The organism is Streptomyces coeruleoprunus (genome assembly GCF_039542925.1).
In the GTDB taxonomy this organism is placed as follows: Bacteria; Actinomycetota; Actinomycetes; order Streptomycetales; family Streptomycetaceae; genus Streptomyces; species Streptomyces coeruleoprunus.
Genome location: NZ_BAABIT010000001.1, coordinates 6,734,326 through 6,759,719 on the forward strand (window position 1 = coordinate 6,734,326; position 25,394 = coordinate 6,759,719).

Genomic DNA, 25,394 nt, shown 5'->3' on the forward strand with positions numbered 1-25,394 from the left:
ACCGGGCAGGGGTCAGGCGCCGGGCGTCCCGTGCGGCGCCTGCCGGGGGTGCAGCACGCCGTAGTGGACCTCCTGCCACAGGGCACGGGGACCGGACGGATCGTCGTAGGCCAGCCGGTCGCCGGGGCGGGCCCAGGACTTGACCGGGGTCCTGTCGGCGGTGACCGCGGGCCAGCCCGGGTCACCCGTGGCCGCGAAGTCGGCCCAGGCGCCGAGCATGCGGCGGGACAGGGCGCGGTCGTGGTCGTCGGGATCCCCTCCGATGAGGAAGTCCGCGCCGGCGGCGTCCAGGTTGCCGAAGGCGAAGGGGACGTCCGCGGTGTGCCAGGGCCGGGCCCCTTCACGTCTGCGGGCGAAGCGGGCCAGGTGGGCCCGGCCGCCGCCGCGCGCGTGGTGCTCGGCGAGCCTGGTGGTGTACTCGCCGAACTGCGCGTCACCGAAGAGCGCGAGGTAGCGGTCGAGGACCGGGGCGTCCGGCATCAGCCCGGCGTAGCCGTCGACCACGGCGGCGGGGAGCCTCAGGGCCTCGGCGAACTCCGCGAGAGCGGCCTCGGTGGTGACCTCCCGTACGGCTCCCACAGTGTGGAGGAACCACTGTTCCTCCACCGCGTGGCACACCAGCAGGTCCACGTCCCGCGCGGTCCCGCGGGCGAGCGCGCTCAGCGGGGCGGTGGGCAGTACCTCGCCGTCGACGACCGGCTGGAAGATCACCGGGGCGTAGGCGTGGATCGGGGTCACCGGATCCGCGGCGCAGCGTGCGGCGGCCTTGTCGGAGGCGGCGACCAGCTCCTCGGGCGGCACGGACAGCAGCCCTTCCGCGGTGGGGGCGACGCCGGCCTCGGCCGCGATCCGCCCGGTGACCGCCGCCGCGACCGCGACCGAGTGGAGGACGTGCGGCACGCTGTGGGCGACGGCCCGCCGGAACAGCCCCCGCGCCTGCTCCATGGCCATCAGACAGACGACCGCGCTGCCGCCCGACGAGTGCCCGGCCACGGTCACGTTGCCGGGGTCGCCGCCGAAGGCCGCGATGTTCTCCCGAACCCAGCGCAGTGCGGCGGCCTGGTCGAGCAGCCCGCGGTTGTCCGGAAACCCGGGCACGTGGCCGTAGCCCTCGAAGCCCAGCCGGAAGTTGCAGCTGACCACGACGAGTCCGGCGCGGGCCAGGGTCGCCCCGTCGAAGTCGGGCTGGGCGGAGGACCCCATGGTGTTGGCGCCGCCGTGGATCCAGAAGAAGACCGGCAGGCCGGCGCCGTCGGCGGGCTCGGGCGTCCACACGTTGACCGTGAGGACGTCCTCGTCGCCGGGCCGCCACACGGGCGCGCCGGGAAGCTCCGCCGACTGCGGGGCGACCGGGCCGAAGGCCGTACAGTCGCGGACCCCGTCCCAGGCCGGCACGGACTGCGGCTCCCGGAACCGCCGGACGCCGAAGGGCGGGGCCGCGTACGGAACTCCGAGCACGGCGACGACCCCGTCGGCCACCTCCTTGCCCCGCGCATGGCCGCTCGCCGTCCGGAAGACCGTTCCACTCGCACAAGATCGTTTACTCATGCCGTGCAGTCTCGCTCACCTCGGGCAGTGGCGCGGCCTCCGCGCGGTCCTGTCGATCGGGAAACCCACGCATTGCGGGACGGCCTCCGCCGAGCGGGCGACGGCCAGGGGGCGGCGACGCGGCACATGGCAAGATCCTTTCCATTCTTGGCCTCCGTGCCGCTCGCCGGCGGTGTGACAGATGAGGAAGCCTTGTGCTCGTGTGGCCGGCCCGCCGGGGGAGTGGCCGACCGGAGCAACAGGGGGACTGGGGATGCGCGCGATCGGCCAGGACGTGTTCGGCGGGCCCGAGGTGCTGAGGCTGATCGAGGCGGACCGTCCGGAGCCGGGCCCGGCCGAGGTGCTGGTCCGGGTGCACGCGGCCGCCGTCAACCCGACCGACGCCTGGCACCGGGCGACCGGAGGGCTGGCGGGTGGCGCCGCGCCGGTGCGGCTCGGCTGGGACGTCTCCGGTGTGGTGGAGGCCGTCGGGCCCGGGGTGACCACGCTGGAGCCCGGTGACGAGGTCTTCGGTCTGCCCCGCCACCCGCTCCCGGCGGGTACGTACGCCGAATACGTGACCTCGCCGGCCCGGCACCTGGTGCGCAAGCCCGCCGGCCTGACCCACATCGAGGCCGCCGCCCTGCCGCTCGCCGCGCTGACGGCCTGGCAGGCGCTCGTGGACACCGCCGGCCTCGACGCTGGGCAGCGGGTGCTCGTCCATGCGGCGGCCGGCGGCGTCGGCCACCTCGCCGTCCAGATCGCCAAGGCCCGCGGCGCCCACGTCGTCGGCACCGCTCGCGCCGGCAAGCACGACTTCCTGCGCGGCCTCGGCGCCGACGAACTGGTCGACTACACGCGGGCCGACTTCACCACCGCCGTCGAGCCGGTCGACGTGGTGCTCGACACCATCGGCGGCGAGTACGGACCGCGCTCGCTGCGCACGTTGCGCGAAGGCGGCTTCCTGGTCTCGCTCGCCTCGCCGGCCGAGGCGTACCTGGCCGCCGAGGCGCGTGCGCTCGGCCGTCGCGCCGCCTTCATGATCGTGGAGGCGGACCAGGTCGGTATGCGGGAGATCGCCTCCCTGGTCGAAACGGGCCGGCTGCGCCCCGAGATCGCCACCGTGCTGCCGCTCGAAGAGGCGGCCAAGGCCCACGAACTCGCCGCGGGCGGCCGCACCAGCGGCAAGATCGTCCTCTCGGTGGCCGACTGACCGCGCCCGCCGCCACCGAACACCGCTCAGGGAGCCCGTATGACCACCTTCGTCCTCGTACCCGGCGCCTGGCACGGCGCCTGGTGCTTCGAGCCTCTGGCACGCCGGCTGCGCGACCACGGCCACCAGGCCTTCCCGCTGACCCTCACCGGGGTCGGGGACCGCAAGCACCTGCTCAGTGGATCGGTCAACCTCGACACCCACATCGAGGACGTGGTCAATGTTCTGACGGACCAGCAGATCACCGACGCCGTACTGGTCGGACACAGCTACGGCGGCATGGTGATCACCGGCGCCGCCGACCGCGCCCCCGACCGGGTGTCCGGGCTCGTCCACGTCGACGCCGTGGTGCCGGAGGACGGCGACTCCTGCTGGTCGCTCGTCACCGACCGCGAACGGCGGTGGTACCTCGACGGTGTGGGCGCGACCGGCTACGCCAGCGCGCCGCTGCCGTTCTTCGACCCCCGCGCCACGCCGCATCCGCTGGCCTCGCTCCTCCAGTCGCTCCGCCTGAACGGCCGGCTGGAGCACGTCCGTCGCAGGGACTACGTCTACGCGACCGGATGGGACGGCGAGTCCCCGTTCACGTCGCTCTACGAGCGGCTCCTCGACGATCCGTCATGGCAGGTGCACGCCCTCGAATCCGGCCACAACGTGATGGGGGACGCGCCCGAGGAACTGCTCAAGATCCTGCTGGCCGCCGCCGAATGACACCACGGCCGTTCGGCGGGACCGCCGCCGAACGGCCTCCTCGCCGGCCCTTCGGGCCTCCTCGCCGGCCTCCTCGTCCACCCTTCGGGCCTCCTCGCCCGACCTTCGGGTCTGCGTCCCCGTCATGACTCCTGGCGGCACGAACGAGTCGGACCCGCCCTCCGCGCCTGTCCTCCGGTCCGACGGTGGGCGCGGGATTCAGTCACGTGGACCCCTGTGCGGGGCCGTACCGGTCGCGAGGACGTGACCCCGCCCGGCCGCACCTCTTCCCGTACCGCCACCGGCCCTCGCCGACCCGGCGGCCGCTCCGCGGCGCCCGCGCCGTCGCCCGCCGGCCGGTCGACGCGGGTCGTACGGACGCCGTCGCACGTGTACGAGTACTGAACGCGCGGCGGCGGCCGCCGCGGATATTCGTTCGAGTCCCGCCTATTGACGTGCCCATGGCGCTCTCCTTAGCGTAGCAAGCGCTTTCCATCTCGTGTGTCGAGAGCCGCACCGCCCTGCCTGACCCACAGGTGACCACAGAGAAGGACGAGGACATCCGATGAATGCGAGAACACCGCTGTCGTTACTGGCGTGCGCCGCCCTGACGGTCGGCGCGGTCGTGGCGCTGCCCGCCGTCACGGCGACGGCCGCGGCGACCCGGTACGAGGCCGAGCGCGCCCCCGCGACCTGCGACGGCGCCATCGACACGAACCACGCCGGCTACTCCGGAACGGGTTTCTGCAACGGGCGGAACGCCGTGGGCGCGGCGGTCCAGTTCACGGTGGACGCCCCGCAGGCCGGTACCGCGACGCTGGTGGTCCGGTTCGCCAACGGGACCACCGCCGCACGGCCCGCGAGTGTCACGGTGAACGGCTCGGCGGCCGCGTCGGCGTCGTTCGAGAGCACCGGCACATGGGCGGCGTGGACGACGAAGACGCTCACCGTGCCGGTGCGGGCGGGCAGCAACACCGTCCGGCTGAGCCCCACCACGGCCGACGGCCTGCCGAACATCGACTGCCTCGACGCCGACACGGGCGGCACCGGCACCCCGGCGCCGACGGGCCCCGCGCTGTACGTGGCGCCGAGCGGCACCGACAGCGCGGCCGGCACGGAGGCCGACCCGACCACGCTCACCTCGGCGATCAGCCGGATCACCCCGGGCGGCACGATCTACCTGCGCGGCGGGACCTACCGCCACACGCAGACGATCACCATCCCGGCGGGCAGGAACGGCACGTCCGCCGACCGCACGGAGCTGTTCGCCTACCCGGGCGAGACCCCGGTCCTGAACTTCTCGGCCATGGCCGAGGCCACCTCGAACCGCGGGCTCGCCCTGAACGCCGACTACTGGCACGTCCGCGGCCTCGTCGTCGAACGGGCCGGTGACAACGGCATCTTCGTCGGCGGCAGCAACAACGTCATCGAGCGTACGGTGACCCGCTTCAACCGCGACACGGGGCTCCAGCTCTCGCGGATGGCCTCCACCACCCCGCGCGACCAGTGGCCGTCCAACAACCTGATCCTCAGCGCCGAGTCGCACGACAACGCCGACTCCGACGGCGAGGACGCCGACGGCTTCGCCGCGAAGCTCACCGTCGGTCCCGGGAACGTCTTCCGGTACGCCGTGGCCCACCACAACATCGACGACGGCTGGGACCTCTACACCAAGCCCGACACCGGCGCCATCGGCCCGGTGACGATCGAGGACTCCCTCGCCCACACCAACGGCACCCTCAGCGACGGCACCGTGAACGCCAACGGTGACCGCAACGGCTACAAGCTCGGCGGCGAGGACATCGGCGTCAACCACGTCGTCCGCCGCAGCATCGCCCACAACAACGGCAAGCACGGGTTCACCTACAACAGCAACCCCGGCACGATGACGGTGTCGGACAACGTCAGCGTCAACAACGCCCAGCGCAACTTCTCGTTCGACGCCGGCACCTCGGTGTTCCGCAACAACGTCTCGTGCCGCAGCGGTAGCGGGACCAACGACCGGATCGTCGGCGACGCCGACGGCTCGAACCAGTTCTGGCTGGGCTCCAACGGCTCCCGGTGCTCCTCGTACACCGGCGCCCTGAACTGGTCCTTCGCCGGTGACGGCCGCCTCGTCGTCACCTTCGGCGGCACGGTCGTGACGCCGTAGGCGAGACCGTCGTGACGCCGTAGGCGACACCGTCGCCACCGAACAGCGGCTCCGGCCCATCCGGTTCCTCCGGGTGGGCCGGCGCGCATGCGGGGTCAGGGCTCCAGCGAGCGCCAGATCCGCTCGGGCAGGATACGGGCGGCCTCGTCGAGGTCCTGGTCGTCGATGCCCGACAGCCAGCGGCGTGCGGTCGCGACGACGGGCCCCATGACCAGCGCCTCGATCAGCGGGCCCGGGAGCGGCGCGATCTCGCCGGAGCGGATACGCGGTTCCAGCCAGGCGGCGATCTCGACGAGCCGCGCGTTCTGGAGGTCACGCACCTGCTGGCCCGCGTGCATCATGTGACGCGCCGGGTCGGAGGAGTGCAGGAAGAAGGAGGCGGCCCGGTGCTCCTGGATGAAGCGCAGATACGCGTGCACCAGGGCACGGATGCCCGTACGGGCGGTCCGGGACTGCGTCAGCGCCGTGACCAGCTCGTCCAGAAGCCGTCCGTTCCAGCGGGTGAACAGGGCGGTGGCGAGGCCGTCCATGCTGCCGAAGTGGTGGTAGAGGCTGCCGAGGCTGACCCCGCTGGCCGAGGTCACGGCGCTGACGGTCAGGCCCTGCTCGCCCGACGTCGCGTACACGCTCAGGGCGGCGTCCAGGAGCCGGTCGGCGGTCGCTTCGCCACGTTGCTGCTTGGGACTCATCGGCCGGCGGTCCTCGTCATGTGCTGTTCACCCCGTGTGCTGTTCACCCTGTGCTGCGGATCGGGCCGTCCGCCCGCGGGGCTGTCCGCACACAGTAGACGTTTTCCGGAGTAGTTTCTAGAAAACTCTTCCAATTCTGTGGCGCCCTGCAGCAGACTCGTGCCCTGACCAAGGGTACGCCCGGGAGCGGGCACGACGGTGAACGGGGAGACGGGGCGGCATGGTTGACCTGCGGGGCAGCGGGGCGGAAGCACTGGAGGAGGAGGACCCGCGGCGCATCGGGCCGATCCCGCTGATCGGCCGGCTCGGCTCGGGCGGCATGGGGCGGGTCTTCCTCGGCGTCCACGAAGGGCGGTACGCCGCCGTCAAGCAGGTGCATCCACTGCTCGCCGAGGACGAGGCGTTCCTGCGCCACTTCGGGCACGAGCTGGACAACCTCTCGCGGCTGCCCGCCGACGTCACCGCGCCCCTGCTGGCCAGCGACCGCGCCGCCCGCCCGCCGTGGCTGGCCACCGCGTACGTCCCGGGCCTGACCCTGCACGAGGCGGTCGAGCTGCACCGCGGCGGCCTGCCGGCCGGCGCGCTGTGGCTGCTGCTGCGCGAGGCGGCCACGGCGCTGACGGGTGTCCACGCACGGGACATGGTGCACCGGGACCTCAAGCCCTCCAACGTCATGCTCACCCTCGACGGCGCGACCCTCATCGACTTCGGCGTCGCGCGCGCCGCCGACCAGAGCCGGCTGACCAAGACGGGCATGGTCGTGGGCACGCCCGCCTACATGGCACCCGAACAGGCGACGGCGGGAGGGCGGTTGTCCGGCGCGACCGACGTGTTCGCGCTGGGGTCGCTGATCGCCTTCGCGGCGTGCGGTCGACCGCCGTTCGGCGACGGCTCCGGCCTGGAGCTGCTGTACCGCATCGTCCACGACGCACCCGACCTCACGGCGCTGCGCGAGTTGGACGCCGACCTCGCCGAGGTCGTCGCCTCGTGCCTGGACAAGGACCACGAGGGCCGCCCCACGGCCGCGGAGCTGGCCGAGCTCGCCGCCGGGTGCGGCCCGGCCCGTCAGCCGCTGTGGCCGGACGCGGTCACCGAGCGGCTGTCCCGGCGTGCCGCGTTCGCGGCGACGGTGCCTCCGGCGGAGCTGCTCGACCAGCCGGCCGGGGCCGCAGGAGACCCGACGGAAGCGGAGGAACCGGCCACCCGGCCGCAGACCGGGGCGCCTGCCGGGCCCGGGCTTCCCGGGGAACCCGCGGCGCCCGGTGCGGACCGTCCCGGGCCACAGGTCCCGGAGACGCCGCCCCGGCCCCCGAAGGAGGAGCGCCGCCGCCGTACGCGCGTGGTGATGGCCGTCGTCCCCGTCGTGGTCGCGGTCGGCGGGGCCGCCGCCGTCCAGCTGCTGCCGTACTCCGCCCCGAGGTCCGGCGCCCACGCCGCGCCTTCCACCGTCGCCTCCGCACCGGTGCAACCCACGGCCTCCGCATCGACACCGGGAACGCCGGGCACCGCGAAGCCGAGCACAGGGCCCTCCGCCTCGCCCGGCCAGACCGGTGGACAGGGACGGGCGAAGCCACCCGCGCAGGGCGTGACCGGTGCGAGCGGGGACGGCGGGGCAGGCGGTACGGGCGGCCTCGGCGGATCGGACGGGTCGGGCGGCTCCGTCGCCACGGGGGGATCGGTTGCGGGCTCCGGTCCGGGTTCCGGTTCCGGCTCGGCGTCCGGCTCCGGATCGAGTTCCGGTTCGGGATCGGCATCGGGTTCGGGATCGGGTTCCGGCTCCGCCTCCACCTCCGGCGGCTCGTCGGGCGGAGGCGCCACCACGGCACCCCCGTCCAGCGGCAGCAACCGCTACCGCAACGGCGGCAACAGCGCCTGCCTGACCACCGTCTACAGCGCCGCGTCCACCGGGAACTGCGCCGACTCCACCGCCTCATGGACCATCAGCCCCTCGTCGAGCGGCGGCTTCCGGCTCGTCAACGAGCAGAACGGCGGCTGCCTGAGCGCCAACATGCTGGGCCAGGCCACCTTCGTCGAGATCTGTGACAACAACGCGGCACGGCTGTGGCGCAAGAGCTCGGACGGCACGCTGAGAAGCGTCTCCAACGGAGGCTGCCTGGACCTGGCGTACGGCGGGGGCGTGGCCACGCTGACGTGCGAGTCCGGCAAGGCGTCCCAGCGCTGGGCCCGGATATAGCGGGCTTCCCGGCCGGCTGTGCCGGGTCAGCTCTTCGTGGTGCCCCAGTGGTCTTCGGCGTACCGGGCGAGTACGTGCCGAGTGGTGCCGCCGGTGTGGAGGAAGCGCTCGTCGAGGGTGACCGCCAGATCGCGCAGGGACGCCCGCAGGAGGTCCCTGGCCAGCACCGTGTCCGCGTCGGCGTCGGGCGGGATGCGGTCGGCGACGGACGCGATGTACACGATGTTCGCGGCGAGTGAGGTGTTCTCGTCGCCGTCGTGGAAGTAGTAGGACTCGGCGTACTGCCGGAAGTCCACGCAGACGTGCGCAAGATCGGCGGCGAGGCCCTGCAGCGCGGCGCACGCTCCGGGGGTGGGCGGCCGCTGGTCGTGCAGCCCGGCCCGGCGGAGCTGGGCGATGCGCAGGGCGACGGTCCGGCGGCGGGCCAGCGCGGGGTAGATGCCCAGGACCCAGCTCACCGTGGCCGTCAGCAGGGCGAACCCCACCACCGACTCCAGCGGCCCGATGATCCGCAACCAGCCCTCCGCCGGCGCGATGTCACCGAGACCCAGCGTGGCCATGGTGACGATCGAGATGTAGAGGGCGTCCAGGAACCCCGTATGCCGCTCCGGTTCGAGCCCCGCGGCGAACGAGAACGCGTCCGGCATGTGGGGCCAGTACAGCAGTGCCCAGCCGGTGATGACGGTGGCCGCCCACAGGGCCACGACGACGACCATGCCGATGGGGCCCGCCAGTCCGACCGCCCGCCGCCGGCCGAAGCGCGCCGAGAGGACCCATGCGACGGTCATGACACGCCGGCTCAGTCCTCCGTGGCGGGTGGGGTGCCACAGCGTGTGGAAGACGTCCCGGAGCGCCAGCATCGCCAGTGCGGCACCGCCCAGCGTCATCAGCCACTTCGCCACTGCTCGTCCTCCGGCGTCGCCGTACGAGGGGAGGGTCGGACCGCCGTCGTCGTGCGCCATCGACCACGGCCGCCGGGCACCAGCCTAGGGAGTCACGACGGTCTCGCGGCGCCCCACGAGGTTCGGCCGGGCGTGTCGAAGGCGCGCACGCGGTGTCGGGGAGGGATGTATGTGGGGGACACGCCCGAGGGATGCCCAGCGGGCGGCGAACGACCGGGCGGACGAGGCGGCGAGCGACCGGGGCGAGCACACCCTGACGACGGGCGGCGCCCCCGGGCCGGGGTGCCGCCCGCCTCCCTTCTTGCGATGAGCGCCCGCGCTGCTCAGCCCTTGGTGGAGGCCGTGGACGGCTTGTCGCCCGCGCCGTCGACCGCCGCCTTGGTGAGGACCGCGGAGATGCCGACCACCGTTCCGGCCGGGCCCGCCTCGCCGGTTTCGGTGAGGACCGTACGTTCCCCGAGGAACGCGTAGGTCGTCCGGTCGAAGATCCACTGCGTCTGCCGCCCATGGGCCGTACGGGCGACGGCGACGCCCTCGCGGCCCGCGGCGTCGGTGGCCGCGGGGATCACGGTGACCCCGGGGATCCGCGCGGCGGCCTTGTACAGCGCGGCGCAGACCCGCGGGGGCGCCCAGGTCTCCGCCACCAGGTCGCCGATCGCCGTGAACGCGCGCTGGTCCGCGTCGGGGGACGGGGTGCGGCCGGCGTCGCCGCGCGTCTCCGACCGGATCAGCCGCAGCAGGGCGTCGGGGTCCGTCGGCAGTGACGCGACGTACCGGTGCGTCGGGTAGGCGAGGGACCCGCCCCCGGAGTCGGGGACGCTCAGCGGCATGTCGGGCGCTCCCCCCTCGCGGAGCAGGCCGGGGCGGCTGCCGTCGACCGAGAGCCACACCTGCCGCGTGTGGACGGCAGCCATGGTGACGGGTCCGCCCGCGGCGCTCTGCGCCCCGTACGCGACCCTGCTCTCGATGTAGACGAACTGTTCGGAGCGGACGGCCGGTCGGGGGTCCTTCGCGGCCGCGAGAGCGATCCGGTTCAGGAGCCGGGTCGCCTCGGGAGCGCCGCCCTCGACGGGGGTCGTGGGCCCGGGGGCGTCCCGCAGGTCCACGGCCACGGCTCCGCCGATCGCCAGAGCGCAGGCCACCGCCGGTGCCATGTACCGGATCAGGCGCGGGCGTACGGCCCGGGGCACGCGAGTTCGCGGCGGCTCCGCGGCGGCGGCCTCCCGCAGCAGGGCCTCCTTCAGCCGCCGCGCACGGTCGGGGGGCAGGTCGGGAACGGGCGGCGGGGGCAGCAGGCCGGTGAGGCCGGGGCGTTCGGCCTCCTCGTCGCGGAGCGTACGGCGCCGCGGGGTGATGTTCATCCTTGGTCCTCCTGGGGCGACGAGGACCGGACCGCGGTGAAGCGGCCCGGTGCCGACGCGTCGGCGGCGGCGAAGTGTGCGGGGCTCGCGGCGCGGTGCGCGGGCGGAGGTACGGCCCGTGCGCGGCCCGTCCTCGAGCGCTCGGCGCGGGATTCGGCGTCGGCGAGCGCGCGCAGGCGGGTACGGGCACGGGACAGGCGCGACCGGACGGTGCCGACCGGCACGCCCAGGGCCTCGGCGGCGGCCGCGTAGTCCAGGCCGGCCCACACCACCAGGGTGAAGACCTCCTGGTCGCGGCGGCGCAGCCGGGCGAGCGCCCGGTGCGCCACGCGCAGCTGTTCGGCGTCCGCGAGGTGCGCGACGAGGTCGTCGACGAAGTCGGGGACCGAGCCGCGTTCGGGGAGGCGGGCGAGCGCGACATCGCGGCGACGGCGGGCGCGCGCGGTGCGGCGCATGACGTTGGTGGCGATGCCCAGCAGCCACGGGCGCAGTCCGTCCCCTTCCGGGCGCAGCCTCTCCCGGCTGCGCCAGGCCTCCAGGAAGGTCGCCGACACGACGTCCTCGGCCTCCGCCCAGTCGCCCGTCACGCGCAGGGCATAGCGGTACACCACCCGGGCGTGCTCGTCGTACAGCTCTCCCAGGGCGTCCCGGTCGCCGCTGCGCAGGCGATTCCTCATGAGTGATTCCACACTCCGTACTGCCGCTTCCGTTGCGCCGGTTCCGGTGACGCGCGCCACACACGCCCCGGGCCGGGCCCGCGACTTGACGGGGTGTGACCTGTCTCACGGGAACGCCCGCGGCTCGCGGTGCAGTGCAGGGCATGAACACTGCTTCCGTATCCCGCAGGAACATCCTGCGGACCCTGACCCTCGCCGTCGCCGTGGCCGGCGGCATGACGCCCGGGCCGGACGCCACCGCCTCCGCCGCGCCCCTGGATCCGGAGCCGGGGACGTACCTCCTCACGATCAGGCACCTCGACCGCACCGGCCGGCCGACGGACGCCTACCGCACCACCGTCACCGGTGTCTCCGGGCCGGGAGCCGACCAGGTCGCGCAGCCGCACGACGCCTCCGGCACCGTCACCGTCCGGCTGCCCGAAGGCCGCTACATGCTGGAGAGTTCACTGACCGCCGGTGGCGGCGACGGCGGTACGGACTGGATCGTCCAGCCGCGCCTCGACCTCGACCGCGACACCACCGTCACCGTCGACGCGCGCACCACCGCCCCCGTCGACGTGCGCCCGCCCGCCTCCTCCGCCGACTTCCTGCACGCCGGGATGTTCGTGGAGGTCACGCACGGCGACGCCGTCCGCCTCGCCAACCTGATCACGTCCACGCCGCACCTCCGCGTCGCCCACCTGGGCCCCGACGCCGAACCGGGCTCGGTGCGCCAGTGGTACGACGCGTACTGGACCACCGCGACCACCGGCTACGCGCTCGGCTACACCTTCACCGGCACCCGCGCCCTCACCGGACTGACCCGGCGGCCCTCCCCGCAGGACCTGGCCACGGTGCGGATCCGCGGCGCCGCCCGCCCGGGCACCACGGGGACCGCGTCCGTCGACCTCCAGCCGAGCGCCGGACCCACCGTCGGTGTCTCCCGTACCCTGGCGACCCCCGGCGCCGCGACCTACCTCGTGACACCCGGCCGCGGCACCTGGGACCTCACCTTCACGGTCCCGGGAGCACCCGGCGCGGCGGACAACCGCTACACGGCCGACGGCGTCGCCGTACGGGCGGGCGGCACGACCACGCACACCTTCGACAACGCCGTCTTCGGCCCCGAACTGACCGCTCGCCACGGCGTCGTACGGGACGGCGACACCCTCACCGTCGACGTCCCGCTGCTCGCCGACGGCGACGGCCACGTGCCGTCGTCCCCGCCGTACGACACGGCCTCGACGACCCTGTACCGCGACGGCGTGCGCGTCGCGACGCGGTCCGGCATGCCCGGGCACGCCGAGTTCGCCGTGCCGCCCGGACGCGCGGCGTACCGGCTCACCAGCACTGTGACCCGGCAGGGCGCGCCCGGCACGGCGACGCGTGTGACCGCGTCGTGGACCTTCACGTCGGCCACGACGACCGGTCCGACGCCGGTGCCGGTGAGCGTCGTACGGTTCTCGCCCCCGCTCGGGCCGACCGGCACCGCCGTCGCCGACACGGTGTTCCGCGTCCCCGTGACCGTGCGCGGCGCCGCCGCGGACGGCCGCACGCACGCGCTGTCGGTCTCCGTGTCGACGGACGGCGGCGTCTCGTGGACCCGGCTCCCGGTCGAGCGCGGTGCCGTCACGATCCGCAACCCGCGTGCGGGAACCGGCGTTTCCCTGCGTGCCGACCTCACGGACGTCGCCGGGAACACGCTCACGCAGACCGTCGTCGACGCCTACCACACGCGGTGAGCGCGCGCCGGGCGTCAGCAGCCGGGGCGGCGGGCGTGGGCCGGGTCGAGGGCGTTGAGCACCAGCCGGGCGGCCACCGGGTCGTAGCTGATGGTCGTGTGGTCGCTGCGGTTCGTCAGGCAGTAGGTCTGCACGGTGTGGTTGGTGACGTGTGCCGACGGAGGCAGGTACGACGAGGTGAAGGGGGTGACCACCTGGTCGTGGACCGTGGTGACGACCGTGTGGTCGACGGCCGGGTGGGCCATTTCGCCGGAGTTGAGGTCGCGCAGGAAGTCCGAGGCGACGATCTGCTGCTCGCAGGCGCGGCAGGAGGCGCCGAACAGGTCGTCGGCGCCGGGGACGGCACGCGCGAGGAGGCCCATGCCCTGGAGGGTGGTGCCGTGGTGGGGCGAGGTCAGGGAGACCAGCCGGTGCACCTTCGCCGCGCCGCCCAGCCGGTCGATGTAGTAGCGCGGCATCAAGCCGCCCTGGGAGTGGCCGACCAGGTCCACCTCGGCGGCCCCGGTCGCGGCGCGCACGCGGTCGACGAAGGAGGCGAGCTGCCCGGCGGAGGCGACGATGTCGCCGGTGCCCTGCAGCGGGGCGCCTTCCGCGCCACCGTGGTTGAGCGCGTAGACGCAGTACCCCGCCTCCTTCAGGCGCGGCGCGAGCCCGGCCCAGTTGGCATAGCGGTTCTCGAACGTGCCGTGCACGAGGACGACCGGGTGGGGATGTGCCGCGCCGGGACGGCAGGACCAGTCGTTGGCGCCGGCGGGGACGGCGGTCGGATGCGTCAGCGAGTACCGGAACGCGGACACGAAGTCGGTCTGCACGGGCCCCGTCTGCTCGGTGGTGCCGGCCGCGGCCGTCTCCGGTGACGCGGACGCGCGGTCGGCGGTCAGGGAGGAGAGGCCCAGGCCGAGCGCCGCCGCCAGGCCCGTGGCGGCGGCGGCCAGCCGGCGCCGGTGCCTCGCGTGTCCGCGGCCGCGCCGCCCGTGCGCCGCCGTCGTCGTCCCGTTGCTGAGCATGACCGGTTCCCCTTCGTCATGGGCTCCTCCAGCGCGTGCCGCCGGGCGGCGTACGGGAGTTACCGATTGGTAGCTTGGCTTCGGGCACCACGGTGGTCGCCGGGGTCCGCGCCTCACCAGCGCTGCCGCGACGACCCGGGGAAAGGTGTCATCTGCATGACACTTCTGGGGTGCGGCGGCGCAACCCGGTGACCGGCCGGGGCAAGCTGGCGGGCGTGCAGAAAGACACCGCCCCGACACCGACGGCCGCGCTGCCGGCCGCCTCGACGCAGACCGCCGCCATGCGGACCGCCGCCATGCCGGCGCGTGACCCCGTGCTGGCCCGCGGACCCTGGCACGAGCTGCCCCCGGCGCTCGCGGTCGTGTTGCGGCCCCGTATCGACGAGATCGCCGCGGACATGGTCGACGTCATCCGGGAGGAGGTGCTCACCTACCGCCGGCCGCTCGACTCCGCGCTGGGCCGGGACCTGACGGCGGCGGTACGGCGGGCCGTCGGCCAGTTCGTGGAGCTGACCGAGGACCCGCACAGCCCGCAGGACCACCACGTGCACCACTTCCGCCGGCTGGGCCGCCTGGAGTTCCTCAACGGCCGCACCACCGACTCCCTCCAGGCGGCGTTCCGCGTGGGTGCGCGCATCGGCGGACGGCGCTACGCGGAGATCGCGCACTCCGCCGCGCTGCCGCCGGAGGTGGTGGTGCCGCTGCACGAGGCGGTGCTGACCCATATCGACGCCCTGTCCAACGAGTCGGTGAAGGGCTTCGCCGCGGCGCGGGCGGCGGCGGAGGGCGGCCTGGAACGCAGCCGCCGGGCGCTCGCCGAATGCCTGGTGGACCAGCGGCGCGCGGTGCGGCGGGAGGCGGTGGAGGCCCTTGCCGCGCAGGCCGGCTGGCCGCTGCCGTCGGCGGTCGCCTGCCTGCTCGTGCACCGGGGCGCGGGCGGGCGGCTGCGCGCGCTCGGGCGGGACGTCCGGTTCCTCGCGCTGCCGCGGGGAGCCGATCTGGTGCTCGTCGTACCGGACCCGGAGAGCGAGGGACTGGTGGAGTCGCTGCGGGCGGCCGTGCGGGGGCGTACGGCGGTGCTCGGCCCCACGGTGCCGCCGCGCGACGCGTGGGTGTCGCTCCACTGCGCGCGGCTGGTGCTCGCGGGCCGGAATCCGGCCATGAACCAGGAAACGGGAGACGGGTCCGGAGAGTTCGTCAGGGCCGGTGACGCGCTGGTGGAGGCGCACCTGCGGCAGGGGATCCACATCGGGCGGCTGCTCGGCGACCGTACGCTCGGGGCCCTCCGGGACCTGCCGGCGGGGCGGGCGGCGCGGCTGGCGGAGACGCTGGACGCGCTGCTGATGTCATGGGGCCGTACGGCTCCGGAGGTGGCGCGGACCCTGGGGATCCACCCGCAGACAGCACGGAAGCGACTGCGGCGGCTGGAGGAGCTGTTCGGGGCTCGGCTCGGCGACCCGGCGTTCCGCTTCGAGGCGCTGCTGGCCCTGCGGACCCTGGCGTTGCGGGAGGGGAGCTCCGCGCCGGGGCCGTCCCGTGACGGAGCGGCCGTGGCGAACAGGGCGGTACGGAAGAGGGCCGTATAAGGGCGCGCCCCGCCTGCGGCCGTCGGCGGCAGGCGGGGCGGCGGAACCGTTCGGTCCGGTCGGATCAGACCGCCGGGGCCGGGTAGGTCGGGTACTCCACCCCGGAGACGTGCTGGACGACCCGGATGACCTGGCACGAGTAGCCGAACTCGTTGTCGTACCAGAGGTAGAGGATCGCGTTGTCGCCGTCGACCTTGGTGGCGCCGGCGTCCACGATGGAGGCGTGGCGCGAGCCGACGAAGTCCATCGAGACGGCGTCGGGGGCCGTCGTGAAGTCGATCTGGCGCTTCAGTGGCGAGTGCAGCGAGACGTCGCGGAGGTACTCGAGGACCTCCTCGCGGGTGGTCTCGCGGCCCAGGCGCAGGCTCAGGATCGCGATCGAGACGTCCGGGACGGGGACGCGGATCGAGCTGCCGGTGATCGGCGCCTTCAGCTCGGGCAGCGCCTTGGCCACGGCGGAGGCGGCACCCGTCTCCGTGATGACCATGTTCAGCGGCGCGGAACGACCGCGGCGGTCCGCCTTGTGGTAATTGTCCAGCAGGTTCTGGTCGTTCGTGAACGAGTGGACGGTCTCCACGTGACCGCGCAGCACGCCGAACTCGTCGTCCATCGCCTTCAGCGGCGGCACGATCGCGTTCGTGGTGCAGGACGCGCAGGACAGGACGCGCTCGTCCGGCTTGATCGTGTCGTGGTTGACGCCGTGCACGATGTTGGGCACGTCGCCCTTGCCGGGCGCGGTCAGCACGACCTTGTCGATGCCGGGGCGCAGGTGCTTCGACAGGCCCTCGCGGTCGCGCCACTTGCCGGTGTTGTCGATGAGGATGGCGTCGTTGATGCCGTACGCCGTGTAGTCGACCTCGGACGGGTCGTTGGCGTAGATCACCTTGATCGTGTTGCCGTTGGCGACGATCGTGCCGTTGGCCTCGTCGACCGTGATGGTGCCCTGGAACTGGCCGTGGATGGAGTCACGGCGCAGCAGCGAGGCGCGCTTCACCAGGTCCTGCTCGCCACCGCCGCGCACGACGATGGCACGCAGGCGCAGGCCGTTGCCGGAGCCGGCCTTCTCGATCAGCAGGCGGGCGACGAGCCGGCCGATGCGGCCGAAGCCGTAGAGGACGACGTCGCGCGGCGCGGAGCGCTCGACCTTGTTCGCCCCCGTGGCACCGGCGACGGCCCCGGCCGTGAACTCCTGGACCGAGAGGCCCCGGTCGTCGGTCTTGTACGTCGCGGCGAGCATGCCGATGTCGATCTGGGAGGGGCCGAGATCGAGCGTCGTCAGAGCCTGGAGGAACGGCATCGTCTCGGTGACCGAGAGTTCCTCGCCGGCGATCTGCCGGGCGAATCGGTGGGTCTTGAGGATGCTGACCACCGACTTGTTCACCAGGGAGCGGCTGTGCAGCAGGATCGTCACGTCCCGCTCGCGGTGCAGCTTCCCGATGATCGGGATCATCGACTCCGCGATCTCCTCGCGGGTTTTCCAGTTGGTGAACGAGTCGTCGTTGACAGTCACAGGTTTATCTTTCGAGCTAGGCGGCGCTCATATGCTAACCCCACGCCAGTTCGATCATTCAAGGGGTGCCCGCCAGAGCGCGACGGCGGTCCGCCCCCACCCCTCGTACGGGCCCCGGACCGGGGTTAGGCTCCTGATGATCATCGCCACCGCAGAGGGGGACTCATGAGCACGAACGGGACCGTCAGCGCAGTCAGCAGCAACGGTGAGTACACGTTCACCAAGCCGAACCGGGACAGCGTCACCCTGCTCGCCGGACTGGGTGTCCAGGGCGACGTCCACGCCGGCGTGACGGTCAAGCACCGCTCGCGCATCGCCCAGGACCCCACCCAGCCCAACCTGCGCCAGGTGCACCTCATCCACGAGGAACTCTTCGCCGAGGTCGCCGCCGCGGGGTTCACGGTGGCGCCCGGCCAGCTCGGCGAGAACATCACCACGCGCGGCATCGACCTGCTCGGCCTGCCCGTCGGCGCGCTGCTGCGCATCGGCGACGACGCCGTGGTGGAGGTGACCGGCCTGCGCAACCCCTGCGTGCAGATCGACGCCTTCCAGGACGGGCTGCTCAAGCAGGTCGTCGGCCGCGACGAGGACGGCGGGATCGTGCGCAAGGCCGGGATCATGGGCATCGTCCGCGAGGGCGGCCTCGTGCGTCCCGGCGACGCGATCGAGGTGGAACTCCCGGAGGGTCCGCACCGCCCGCTGGACCGCGTCTGACGGCCCTCTCCACCAGGGGCCGTCAGGTCGGCGGCGCCACCGGGTGCCGTCACATCGCCGTCGCCGGCAGCTCCGGTCGTACGGGCGGGCGCCCGGCCGCCTTCGGCAGGGCCAGGACCATGGTGAGGCCGCCGCCCGGGGTGTCCTCGGCGGTCAGCGTGCCGCCGATCGCCTCGGCGAAGCCGCGGGCGACCGCCAGGCCGAGGCCCACACCGGCGCCGCGGGGGGCGTCGCCGTGGCGCTGGAAGGGCGCGAACACCGACTCCTTCGCCTCGTCGGGGATGCCGGGCCCCCGGTCCACGACCCGCAGCTCGACCCGGTCGCCCAGCGTGCTCGCCGCGACGAGCACGGGCGTGCCGGGCGGGCTGTACTTGACGGCGTTCTCGACCACGTTGGCGACCGCCCGCTCCAGCAGCCCCCGGTCGACGTGCACCATGGGCAGCGTCTCGGGGATGTCCAGCTCCACACTGCCCTCCGGTACGCCCCCCAGCGCCATCGGCACCACCTCGTCGAGGTCCGTCACGCGCAGCAGCGGCGTCACCGTGCCCGTCTGGAGGCGGGACATGTCGAGCAGGTTGCCCACCAGGTGGTCGAGCCGGTCGGCGCCCTCCTCGATGGCCTCCAGGAGCTCCGCCCGGTCCTCATCCGACCACTCGACGTCGTCGGAGCGCAGTGACGTCACGGCGGCCTTGATCGCGGCCAGCGGCGTCCGCAGGTCGTGCGAGACGGCCGCGAGCAGCGCCGTACGGATCTTGTTGCCCTCGGCGAGCTTACGGGCCTCCCGCGCCTGGCCGACCAGCCGCTGCCGGTCCAGGACCACCGCGGCCTGCGCGGCGAACGCGGCCAGGACACGGCGGTCCTCGGCCGGCAGGACCCGCCCGGTCAGGGCGAGCGCCAAGTGGTCGCCGATCGGCATGTCGACGTCCGCGTCCTCGGGCCGCGCCGGACACGCCCCGGGCCCGACGCCGCCCGCCCGCGTCCACGGGTCGACGTCGCTGCGCCGCTCCAGCAGCACCACCGAATCCATCGCGAACGTCTCGCGCACCCGCTCCAGCAGGGCGTCGAGCGTGGTCTCGCCCCGCAGGACACTGCCCGCCAGCAGCGACAGCGTCTCGGACTCGGCCCGCAACCGGGCGGCCTGCTGGGTGCGGCGCGCGGCGTGACCGACGACGGACGCCACGGACACGGCGACCGCGAAGAACACGCAGATGGCGACGATGTTCTCGGGATCGGCGATCGTCCAGGTGTGGACGGGCTGGGCGAAGAACCAGTTCAGCAACAGCGACCCGGCGGTCGCCGACGCCAGCGCCGGCAGCATCCCGCCCAGCAGCGCCGCACCGACCGTCAGGCCCAGGAACAGCAGCATCTCGCTGGCCAGCCCCGGCCCGCCGCCCACCGTCGTCAGCAGCCACGTCAGCAGCAGCGGCCCGCCCACCCCGACGACCCAGCCCGCGACCGTACGGGGGCGGCCGAGCCGGGCGCCCCGCGAGGACGGCAGGCCGCGGCCCCGGCCGACCGCGTCGTGGGTCACGATGTGCACGTCCAGGTCGGGCCCGGACTCGCGGGCGACGGTCCCGCTGACGCCCGGCCCGAACACGTACTGCCACGCCTTGCGGCGGCTGGCGCCCAGCACGATCTGCGTGGCGTTGACCCCGCGCGCGAACTCCAGCAGGGCGCTGGGGACGTCGTCGCCGATCACATGGTGGAACGTTCCACCCAGGTCCTCGACCAGCGTCCGCTGGACCGCGAGTTCCTTGGGCGACGCGGACGTCAGGCCGTCGCTGCGGGCGATGTAGACCGCCAGGACCTCGCCGCCCGCGCCCTTCTCCGCGAGCCGTGCCGCCCGCCGGATGAGGGTGCGCCCCTCGGGGCCGCCGGTCAGCCCGACGACGATCCGCTCGCGCGAACCCCAGATGGCGGAGACCTGGTGGTCGGTGCGGTACTGCTTCAGGTACGCGTCGACCCGGTCCGCGACCCACAGCAGCGCCATCTCCCGCAGCGCGGTCAGATTGCCGGGGCGGAAGTAGTGGGAGAGGGCCGCGTCGATCTTCTCCGGTTTGTAGATGTTGCCGTGCGCCATCCGGCGGCGCAGCGCCTGCGGCGACATGTCGACCAGCTCGATCTGGTCGGCGCGGCGGACCATCTCGTCCGGCACGGTCTCCTGCTGCCGGATGCCGGTGATCGACTCCACGACGTCGCCGAGGGACTCCAGGTGCTGGATGTTCACCGTCGATATGACGTCGATCCCGGCCGCGAGCAGTTCCTCGACGTCCTGCCAGCGCTTGGCGTTGCGCGAGCCCGGGACGTTCGTGTGCGCCAGCTCGTCCACCAGGGCGACCGCCGGGCGCCGGGCCAGCACGGCGTCCACGTCCATCTCGGTGAACGCCGCGCCCCGGTGGGCGATCTCCCGGCGCGGCACCTGCTCCAGGCCGTGCAGCATCACCTCCGTACGGGGCCGGTCGTGGTGCTCCACGAAGGCGACGACACAGTCCGTGCCCCGCTCCACCCGGCGGTGCGCCTCCGAGAGCATCGCGTAGGTCTTGCCGACGCCGGGCGCCGCGCCGAGGTAGATCCGAAGCTTGCCGCGTCCCATGTCCGGTCCCGGTCTCCTGTCGTCCGTCGTCGTCCGTCCGTCGTGCGTCGCCCTCCAGTGTGCGGGCCGCGGCCCGGCCGTCAGCGGGCGGCCAGGTCCCTGAGCGCCAGATTGAGCGCGAGGACGTTGACGTGCGGCTCGCCGAGGAAGCCGGCCGTGCGGCCCTCGGTGTGGTCCTCGGCCAGCTTCCGGACGGCGGCCTCGGACAGGCCGTTGTGCTCGGCGACGCGCTTGATCTGGATCCGCGCGTACGCGGGCGAGATGTGCGGGTCGATGGCCGAGGCGGAGCCGGTGACGGCGTCCTTGGGAACCTCGGACTCGGGCACCCCGTTGAAGGCGGCGACCGCCTTCCTCGTCGCCGCGACCGTCCTGGTGAGGGTCGGGTCCGAGGCGCCGAGCTGGCCGGAGCCGGTGGCGAGCGGGTCGTAGCCGCTGTGGGAGGGGCGCGGCTGGAACCACGCGGGGTCGGGCCGGTCGGTGCCCCGGACGTTCCAGCTCTGTCCGATCAGTGCCGAGCCGACCTCCCGGCCGTCCGCCGTGACCAGGGAGCCGTTGGCCTTCTCCGGGAACAGGGCCTGGGCGACGCCGGTGACCGCGAGCGGGTAGAGGACGCCCGTCACGACGGTCATGACCAGCAGCATGCGCAGGGCGGCCCAGGACAGCCGGGCGGCGTGGGATACGGAGTTCTTCATGGTGGCCGGGTCCTAGCCGATTCCGGGGACGAGGGAGAGGAGCAGGTCGATGACCTTGATGCCGACGAACGGGGCGACGAGGCCGCCCAGGCCGTAGACCGCGAGGTTGCGGCGGAGCATCCGGTCGGCGCTGGTGGGCCGGTAGCGGACACCCTTCAGCGCGAGCGGCACGAGCGCGACGATGACCAGCGCGTTGAAGACGACGGCGGAGAGGATCGCCGACTCGGGCGACGACAGGCCCATGATGTTGAGCTTGTCCAGGCCGGGATGGGCGACCGCGAACATCGCGGGGATGATCGCGAAGTACTTCGCCACGTCGTTGGCGAGGGAGAAGGTCGTCAGGGCGCCCCGCGTGATGAGCAGCTGTTTGCCGATCTCGACGATCTCGATCAGCTTGGTCGGGTCGGAGTCGAGGTCGACCATGTTCCCGGCCTCCTTCGCGGCGGAGGTGCCGGTGTTCATGGCCACGCCCACGTCGGCCTGGGCCAGCGCCGGGGCGTCGTTCGTGCCGTCGCCGGTCATCGCGACGAGCTTGCCGCCCGCCTGCTCGCGCTTGATGAGCGCCATCTTGTCCTCGGGTGTGGCCTCCGCGAGGAAGTCGTCGACACCCGCCTCCTCCGCGATGGCCTTCGCCGTCAGCGGGTTGTCACCCGTGATCATGACGGTCCTGATGCCCATGCGGCGCAGCTCCTCGAACCGCTCCCGCATGCCGTCCTTCACGACGTCCTTCAGGTGGATCACCCCGAGGACGCGGGCGCCCTCGGCGTCCTCGACGGCCACGAGCAGCGGCGTGCCGCCGGCCTCGGAGATGCGGTCGGCGACCGTGTCGGCGTCCGGTGCGACCTCGCCGCCGCGCTCCCGCACCCAGGCGAGCACCGACGCCGTGGCGCCCTTGCGGACCTTGTGGCCGTCGACGTCCACACCGCTCATCCGGGTCTGCGCCGTGAACGGCACCCACTCCGCGTGGGCGAGTTCGCCCCGGTGGCGCTCGCGGAGCCCGTACCGCTCCTTGGCGAGGACCACCACGGAGCGGCCCTCGGGCGTCTCGTCGGCGAGCGACGACAGCTGCGCGGCGTCGGCGACCTCGGCCGCCGTCACGCCCTTCACGGGGACGAACTCGGCGGCGCGGCGGTTGCCGAGGGTGATCGTGCCGGTCTTGTCGAGCAGCAGCGTCGACACGTCCCCGGCCGCCTCGACCGCCCGGCCGGACATGGCCAGCACATTGCGCTGGACGAGCCGGTCCATGCCGGCGATGCCGATCGCCGACAGCAGCGCGCCGATCGTGGTCGGGATGAGGCAGACCAGCAGCGCCGTCAGCACGATGAGCGACGTCTGGCCGTCCGCCCCGGCGTAGATCGCGAACGGCTTGAGCGTCACGACGGCGAGCAGGAAGACGATCGTCAGCGACGCCAGCAGGATGTTGAGGGCGACCTCGTTCGGGGTCTTCTGCCGTGCGGCGCCCTCGACCAGGCCGATCATCCGGTCGATGAAGGTCTCGCCCGGCTTGGTGGTGATGCGGACGACGATCCGGTCGGACAGCACCCTCGTCCCGCCCGTGACCGCCGAGCGGTCGCCACCGGACTCGCGGATCACGGGCGCGGACTCGCCCGTGATGGCCGACTCGTCGACCGACGCGACGCCCTCGACGACGTCGCCGTCTCCGGGGATGACGTCACCGGCCTCGCACACGACGAGGTCGCCGACGCGCAGCCCGGTGCCGGGCACCCGCTCCTCACCGGAGCCGTCCTCGGCGAGGCGGCGGGCGACCGTGTCGGTCTTCGCCCTGCGCAGGGTGTCGGCCTGGGCCTTGCCACGGCCCTCGGCCACGGCCTCCGCGAGGTTCGCGAAGATCGTGGTGAGCCACAGCCAGGCGGTGATCGCCCAGCCGAACCAGTCCGCCGGGCTCCTCAGGGCCAGGACCGTCGTGGCGACCGAGCCGACGAGGACGACGAACATCACCGGTGACGTGGCCATCACCCGGGGGTCCAGCTTGCGCAGCGCGTCCGGGACGGACTTCACGAGCTGCGCGGGGTCGAACAGACCCGGTGCGACGCGGCCCGCGTCGGTCTTGTCGCCGGTCGGCACATCGGTGTGCGGCTCGGGGGACAGGGTGGTGGACATCGCGTCCTCGTGGTTCTTCGTGTCGGTGGTCATGACGCCAGCCCCTCGGCGAGCGGGCCCAGCGCGAGGGCGGGGAAGAAGGTCAGACCGGTGACGATCAGGATCGCGCCGACGAGCAGGCCGGTGAACAGCGGCTTCTCGGTACGCAGCGTTCCGGCGGTCTCCGGTACGGGTGTCTGCCGGGCCAGCGAGCCGGCCAGCGCCAGGACGAACACCATGGGCACGAACCGGCCGAGCAGCATGCACAGGCCGAGCGTCGTGTTGAAGTACGGCGTGTTCGCGCCGAATCCGGCGAAGGCGGAGCCGTTGTTGTTGGACGCCGACGTGTAGGCGTACAGGACCTCGGAGAAGCCGTGCGCGCCGATGTTGGTCATGGCCGCCTCGCCGTCGGGCAGTGCCATGGCCACGGCCGTGCCGACGAGGACGAGCGCCGGGGTGACCAGGATGTACAGCGCGGCGAGCTTGATCTCACGGGTGCCGATCTTCTTGCCCAGGTACTCGGGCGTGCGGCCCACCATCAGGCCGGCGAGAAACACCGCGATCACGGCCATGACCAGCATGCCGTACAGGCCGGAGCCGACGCCGCCGGGCGCGATCTCGCCCAGCATCATGCCGAGCAGCAGCACACCGCCCGACAGTCCGCTGAACGAGTCGTGGAAGGAGTTCACGGACCCTGTGGACGTCATGGTGGTGGACACCGCGAACAGCGACGACGCGCCTTCGCCGAACCGCTGTTCCTTGCCCTCCATCGCCCCGCCCGCGAGCTGCGCGGCCGTGCCGGGGTGCGCGTACTCGATCCAGGTGACCAGCACGACGCCGGTGAACCAGATCAGCCCCATCGCGGACACGATCGCGTACCCCTGCTTCACCGAGCCGACCATCCGGCCGAAGGTGCGGGGCAGCGAGAACGGGACGACGAGCAGCAGGAAGATCTCCAGCAGGTTCGAGAAGCCGTTGGGGTTCTCGAAGGGGTGGGCGGAGTTGGCGTTGAAGTAGCCGCCCCCGTTGGTGCCCAGGTTCTTGATGGCCTCCTGCGAGGCGACGGCGCCGGGGCTGATCGACTGGCTCCGGCCCGTGAGCGTGGTGATCTCGTGGATCCCGGCGAAGTTCTGGATCGCGCCGGCGGCGACCAGCAGGATCGCGGCCACCACGGAGAGCGGCAGCAGGATCCGGACGACGCCGCGCACGAGGTCCGCCCAGAAGTTGCCCAGCTCACCGGTGCGGGAGCGGGCGAAGCCGCGCACCAGGGCCATGGCGACGGCCAGGCCGACGGCGGCGGACACGAAGTTCTGCACGGCGAGGCCGCCGGTCTGGGTGAGGTGGCTCATCGCCGACTCACCCGAGTACGACTGCCAGTTCGTGTTCGACACGAAGGAGGTGGCCGTGTTGAACGCCTGGTCCGGCGTGATCGGCGCGAAGCCCAGCGACAGCGGCAGCTCGTCCTGCACGCGCTGGAGCACGTACAGCAGGAGCACGGACACGGCCGAGAAGGCGAGGACTCCGCGCAGGTAGGCGGGCCAGCGCAGCTGCGCGTCCGGGTTCACGCCGACCGCGCGGTAGATCCACCGCTCGACGCGCAGGTGCCGGTCCGACGAGAACACGGCGGCCATGTGGTCGCCGAGCGGGCGGTGCACCAGGGCGAGCGCCACCACGAGCGCGGACACCTGGAGCACATCGGCAAGAACGGGGCTCATGGGCGGTGCTCAGAACCTCTCCGGCTTGACGAGGGCGAGGACGAGATAGCCCAGCAGGGCCACGGCCACGAGCAGGCCGACGATGTTCTCGGCGCTCACAGCTTCGCCACCGCCCTGGTGATGAGGGCGACCAGCGCGAACACCGCGACGGTGGTGAGAACGAAGGCCAGATCGGCCATCGCGTGCTCCTAAGAAGTGGTTCGGTTTCGAACGGACTCCCCGAGCAAACCCGTTAGTGGCGCGAACCCGACGCCCGTTGACGCGCTCCATACGCGCCCCCCTGCGGCCTTGACGTGCTTTTGACGCGCACGGGTCGTGACGTCCGCATTGTGATCACCATTCATCGACAAT

At 73.1% G+C, this 25,394-nt stretch carries 19 protein-coding genes; 7 read left to right on the forward strand and 12 right to left on the reverse strand.

Annotation, left to right across the window (positions count from 1 at the left end; translation table 11 throughout):
- Positions 1-12: 12 nt before the first annotated feature.
- A complete protein-coding gene (locus ABEB09_RS30200; protein WP_345693081.1) occupies positions 13-1,548 on the reverse strand; it encodes a carboxylesterase/lipase family protein in 1,536 nt (511 codons plus the stop codon).
- Between the two features lie 253 nt (positions 1,549-1,801).
- Here ABEB09_RS30200 and ABEB09_RS30205 point away from each other — a divergent pair, with 253 nt between their 5' ends.
- From ABEB09_RS30205 to ABEB09_RS30215, 3 genes are all read left to right on the forward strand, one after another.
- Positions 1,802-2,740, forward strand: coding sequence for an NADP-dependent oxidoreductase (locus ABEB09_RS30205; RefSeq protein ID WP_345693082.1), 939 nt, complete (start codon positions 1,802-1,804; stop codon positions 2,738-2,740).
- Positions 2,741-2,779: 39 nt separating this feature from the next.
- Complete coding sequence (locus ABEB09_RS30210) at positions 2,780-3,451, forward strand: alpha/beta fold hydrolase (RefSeq protein WP_345693083.1); 672 nt, start codon at positions 2,780-2,782, stop codon at positions 3,449-3,451.
- Between the two features lie 544 nt (positions 3,452-3,995).
- The gene (locus tag ABEB09_RS30215) at positions 3,996-5,582 is read left to right on the forward strand and encodes a CBM35 domain-containing protein (RefSeq protein WP_345693084.1); all 1,587 of its coding nucleotides are present in this window, start codon (positions 3,996-3,998) and stop codon (positions 5,580-5,582) included.
- 95 nt (positions 5,583-5,677) lie between these two features.
- On the opposite strand, the gene ABEB09_RS30220 is transcribed toward ABEB09_RS30215, so the two are convergent.
- Positions 5,678-6,271, reverse strand: coding sequence for a TetR/AcrR family transcriptional regulator (locus ABEB09_RS30220; RefSeq protein ID WP_345693085.1), 594 nt, complete (start codon positions 6,269-6,271; stop codon positions 5,678-5,680).
- Between the two features lie 220 nt (positions 6,272-6,491).
- Between ABEB09_RS30220 and ABEB09_RS30225 the strand changes: the two genes are divergently transcribed.
- Positions 6,492-8,465 (forward strand): protein kinase domain-containing protein, encoded by a 1,974-nt coding sequence (locus tag ABEB09_RS30225; RefSeq protein WP_345693086.1) that lies wholly within the window; start codon positions 6,492-6,494, stop codon positions 8,463-8,465.
- A gap of 26 nt (positions 8,466-8,491) precedes the next feature.
- Here the strand turns inward: ABEB09_RS30225 and ABEB09_RS30230 are convergent, their stop codons facing one another.
- From ABEB09_RS30230 to ABEB09_RS30240, 3 genes are all read right to left on the reverse strand, one after another.
- Positions 8,492-9,367, reverse strand: a complete 876-nt coding sequence (locus ABEB09_RS30230) for a potassium channel family protein (RefSeq protein ID WP_345693087.1) — start codon at positions 9,365-9,367, stop codon at positions 8,492-8,494.
- Positions 9,368-9,690: 323 nt separating this feature from the next.
- Entirely contained in the window at positions 9,691-10,728 is a 1,038-nt protein-coding gene (locus ABEB09_RS30235) for a CU044_5270 family protein (protein WP_345693088.1), read from the reverse strand.
- Positions 10,725-11,405 carry an RNA polymerase sigma factor gene (locus ABEB09_RS30240; RefSeq protein ID WP_345693089.1) on the reverse strand — a complete coding sequence of 227 codons (681 nt, stop codon included), beginning with the start codon at positions 11,403-11,405 and terminating at the stop codon, positions 10,725-10,727. Before ABEB09_RS30240 ends, ABEB09_RS30235 begins: the two co-directional genes overlap by 4 nt.
- Before the next feature lie 143 nt (positions 11,406-11,548).
- Between ABEB09_RS30240 and ABEB09_RS30245 the strand changes: the two genes are divergently transcribed.
- On the forward strand, positions 11,549-13,126 hold the full coding sequence (locus ABEB09_RS30245) for a serine protease (RefSeq protein ID WP_345693090.1): 1,578 nt from the start codon (positions 11,549-11,551) through the stop codon (positions 13,124-13,126).
- 14 nt (positions 13,127-13,140) lie between these two features.
- Here the strand turns inward: ABEB09_RS30245 and ABEB09_RS30250 are convergent, their stop codons facing one another.
- Complete coding sequence (locus ABEB09_RS30250; RefSeq protein ID WP_345693091.1) at positions 13,141-14,133, reverse strand: esterase/lipase family protein; 993 nt, start codon at positions 14,131-14,133, stop codon at positions 13,141-13,143.
- 170 nt (positions 14,134-14,303) lie between these two features.
- Here ABEB09_RS30250 and ABEB09_RS30255 point away from each other — a divergent pair, with 170 nt between their 5' ends.
- Entirely contained in the window at positions 14,304-15,719 is a 1,416-nt protein-coding gene (locus ABEB09_RS30255; RefSeq protein ID WP_345693092.1) for a PucR-like N-terminal domain-containing protein, read from the forward strand.
- Between the two features lie 64 nt (positions 15,720-15,783).
- Here the strand turns inward: ABEB09_RS30255 and ABEB09_RS30260 are convergent, their stop codons facing one another.
- A complete protein-coding gene (locus tag ABEB09_RS30260; protein WP_345693093.1) occupies positions 15,784-17,229 on the reverse strand; it encodes a glyceraldehyde-3-phosphate dehydrogenase in 1,446 nt (481 codons plus the stop codon).
- Between the two features lie 165 nt (positions 17,230-17,394).
- Between ABEB09_RS30260 and ABEB09_RS30265 the strand changes: the two genes are divergently transcribed.
- Entirely contained in the window at positions 17,395-17,943 is a 549-nt protein-coding gene (locus ABEB09_RS30265) for an MOSC domain-containing protein (protein ID WP_345693094.1), read from the forward strand.
- Positions 17,944-17,992: 49 nt separating this feature from the next.
- On the opposite strand, the gene ABEB09_RS30270 is transcribed toward ABEB09_RS30265, so the two are convergent.
- The 5 genes from ABEB09_RS30270 to kdpF all read right to left on the reverse strand — a co-directional run bounded on the left by ABEB09_RS30270 (position 17,993) and on the right by kdpF (position 25,142).
- On the reverse strand, positions 17,993-20,536 hold the full coding sequence (locus ABEB09_RS30270; RefSeq protein ID WP_345693095.1) for an ATP-binding protein: 2,544 nt from the start codon (positions 20,534-20,536) through the stop codon (positions 17,993-17,995).
- Between the two features lie 80 nt (positions 20,537-20,616).
- Positions 20,617-21,228 (reverse strand): potassium-transporting ATPase subunit KdpC, encoded by a 612-nt coding sequence (gene kdpC / locus ABEB09_RS30275; protein ID WP_345693096.1) that lies wholly within the window; start codon positions 21,226-21,228, stop codon positions 20,617-20,619.
- A gap of 12 nt (positions 21,229-21,240) precedes the next feature.
- Complete coding sequence (kdpB, locus tag ABEB09_RS30280) at positions 21,241-23,382, reverse strand: potassium-transporting ATPase subunit KdpB (protein ID WP_345693097.1); 2,142 nt, start codon at positions 23,380-23,382, stop codon at positions 21,241-21,243.
- The gene (gene kdpA / locus ABEB09_RS30285) at positions 23,379-25,043 is read right to left on the reverse strand and encodes a potassium-transporting ATPase subunit KdpA (RefSeq protein WP_345693098.1); all 1,665 of its coding nucleotides are present in this window, start codon (positions 25,041-25,043) and stop codon (positions 23,379-23,381) included. Before kdpA ends, kdpB begins: the two co-directional genes overlap by 4 nt.
- Before the next feature lie 9 nt (positions 25,044-25,052).
- Positions 25,053-25,142 (reverse strand): K(+)-transporting ATPase subunit F, encoded by a 90-nt coding sequence (gene kdpF, locus ABEB09_RS30290; protein WP_345693099.1) that lies wholly within the window; start codon positions 25,140-25,142, stop codon positions 25,053-25,055.
- Positions 25,143-25,394 lie beyond the last annotated feature (252 nt).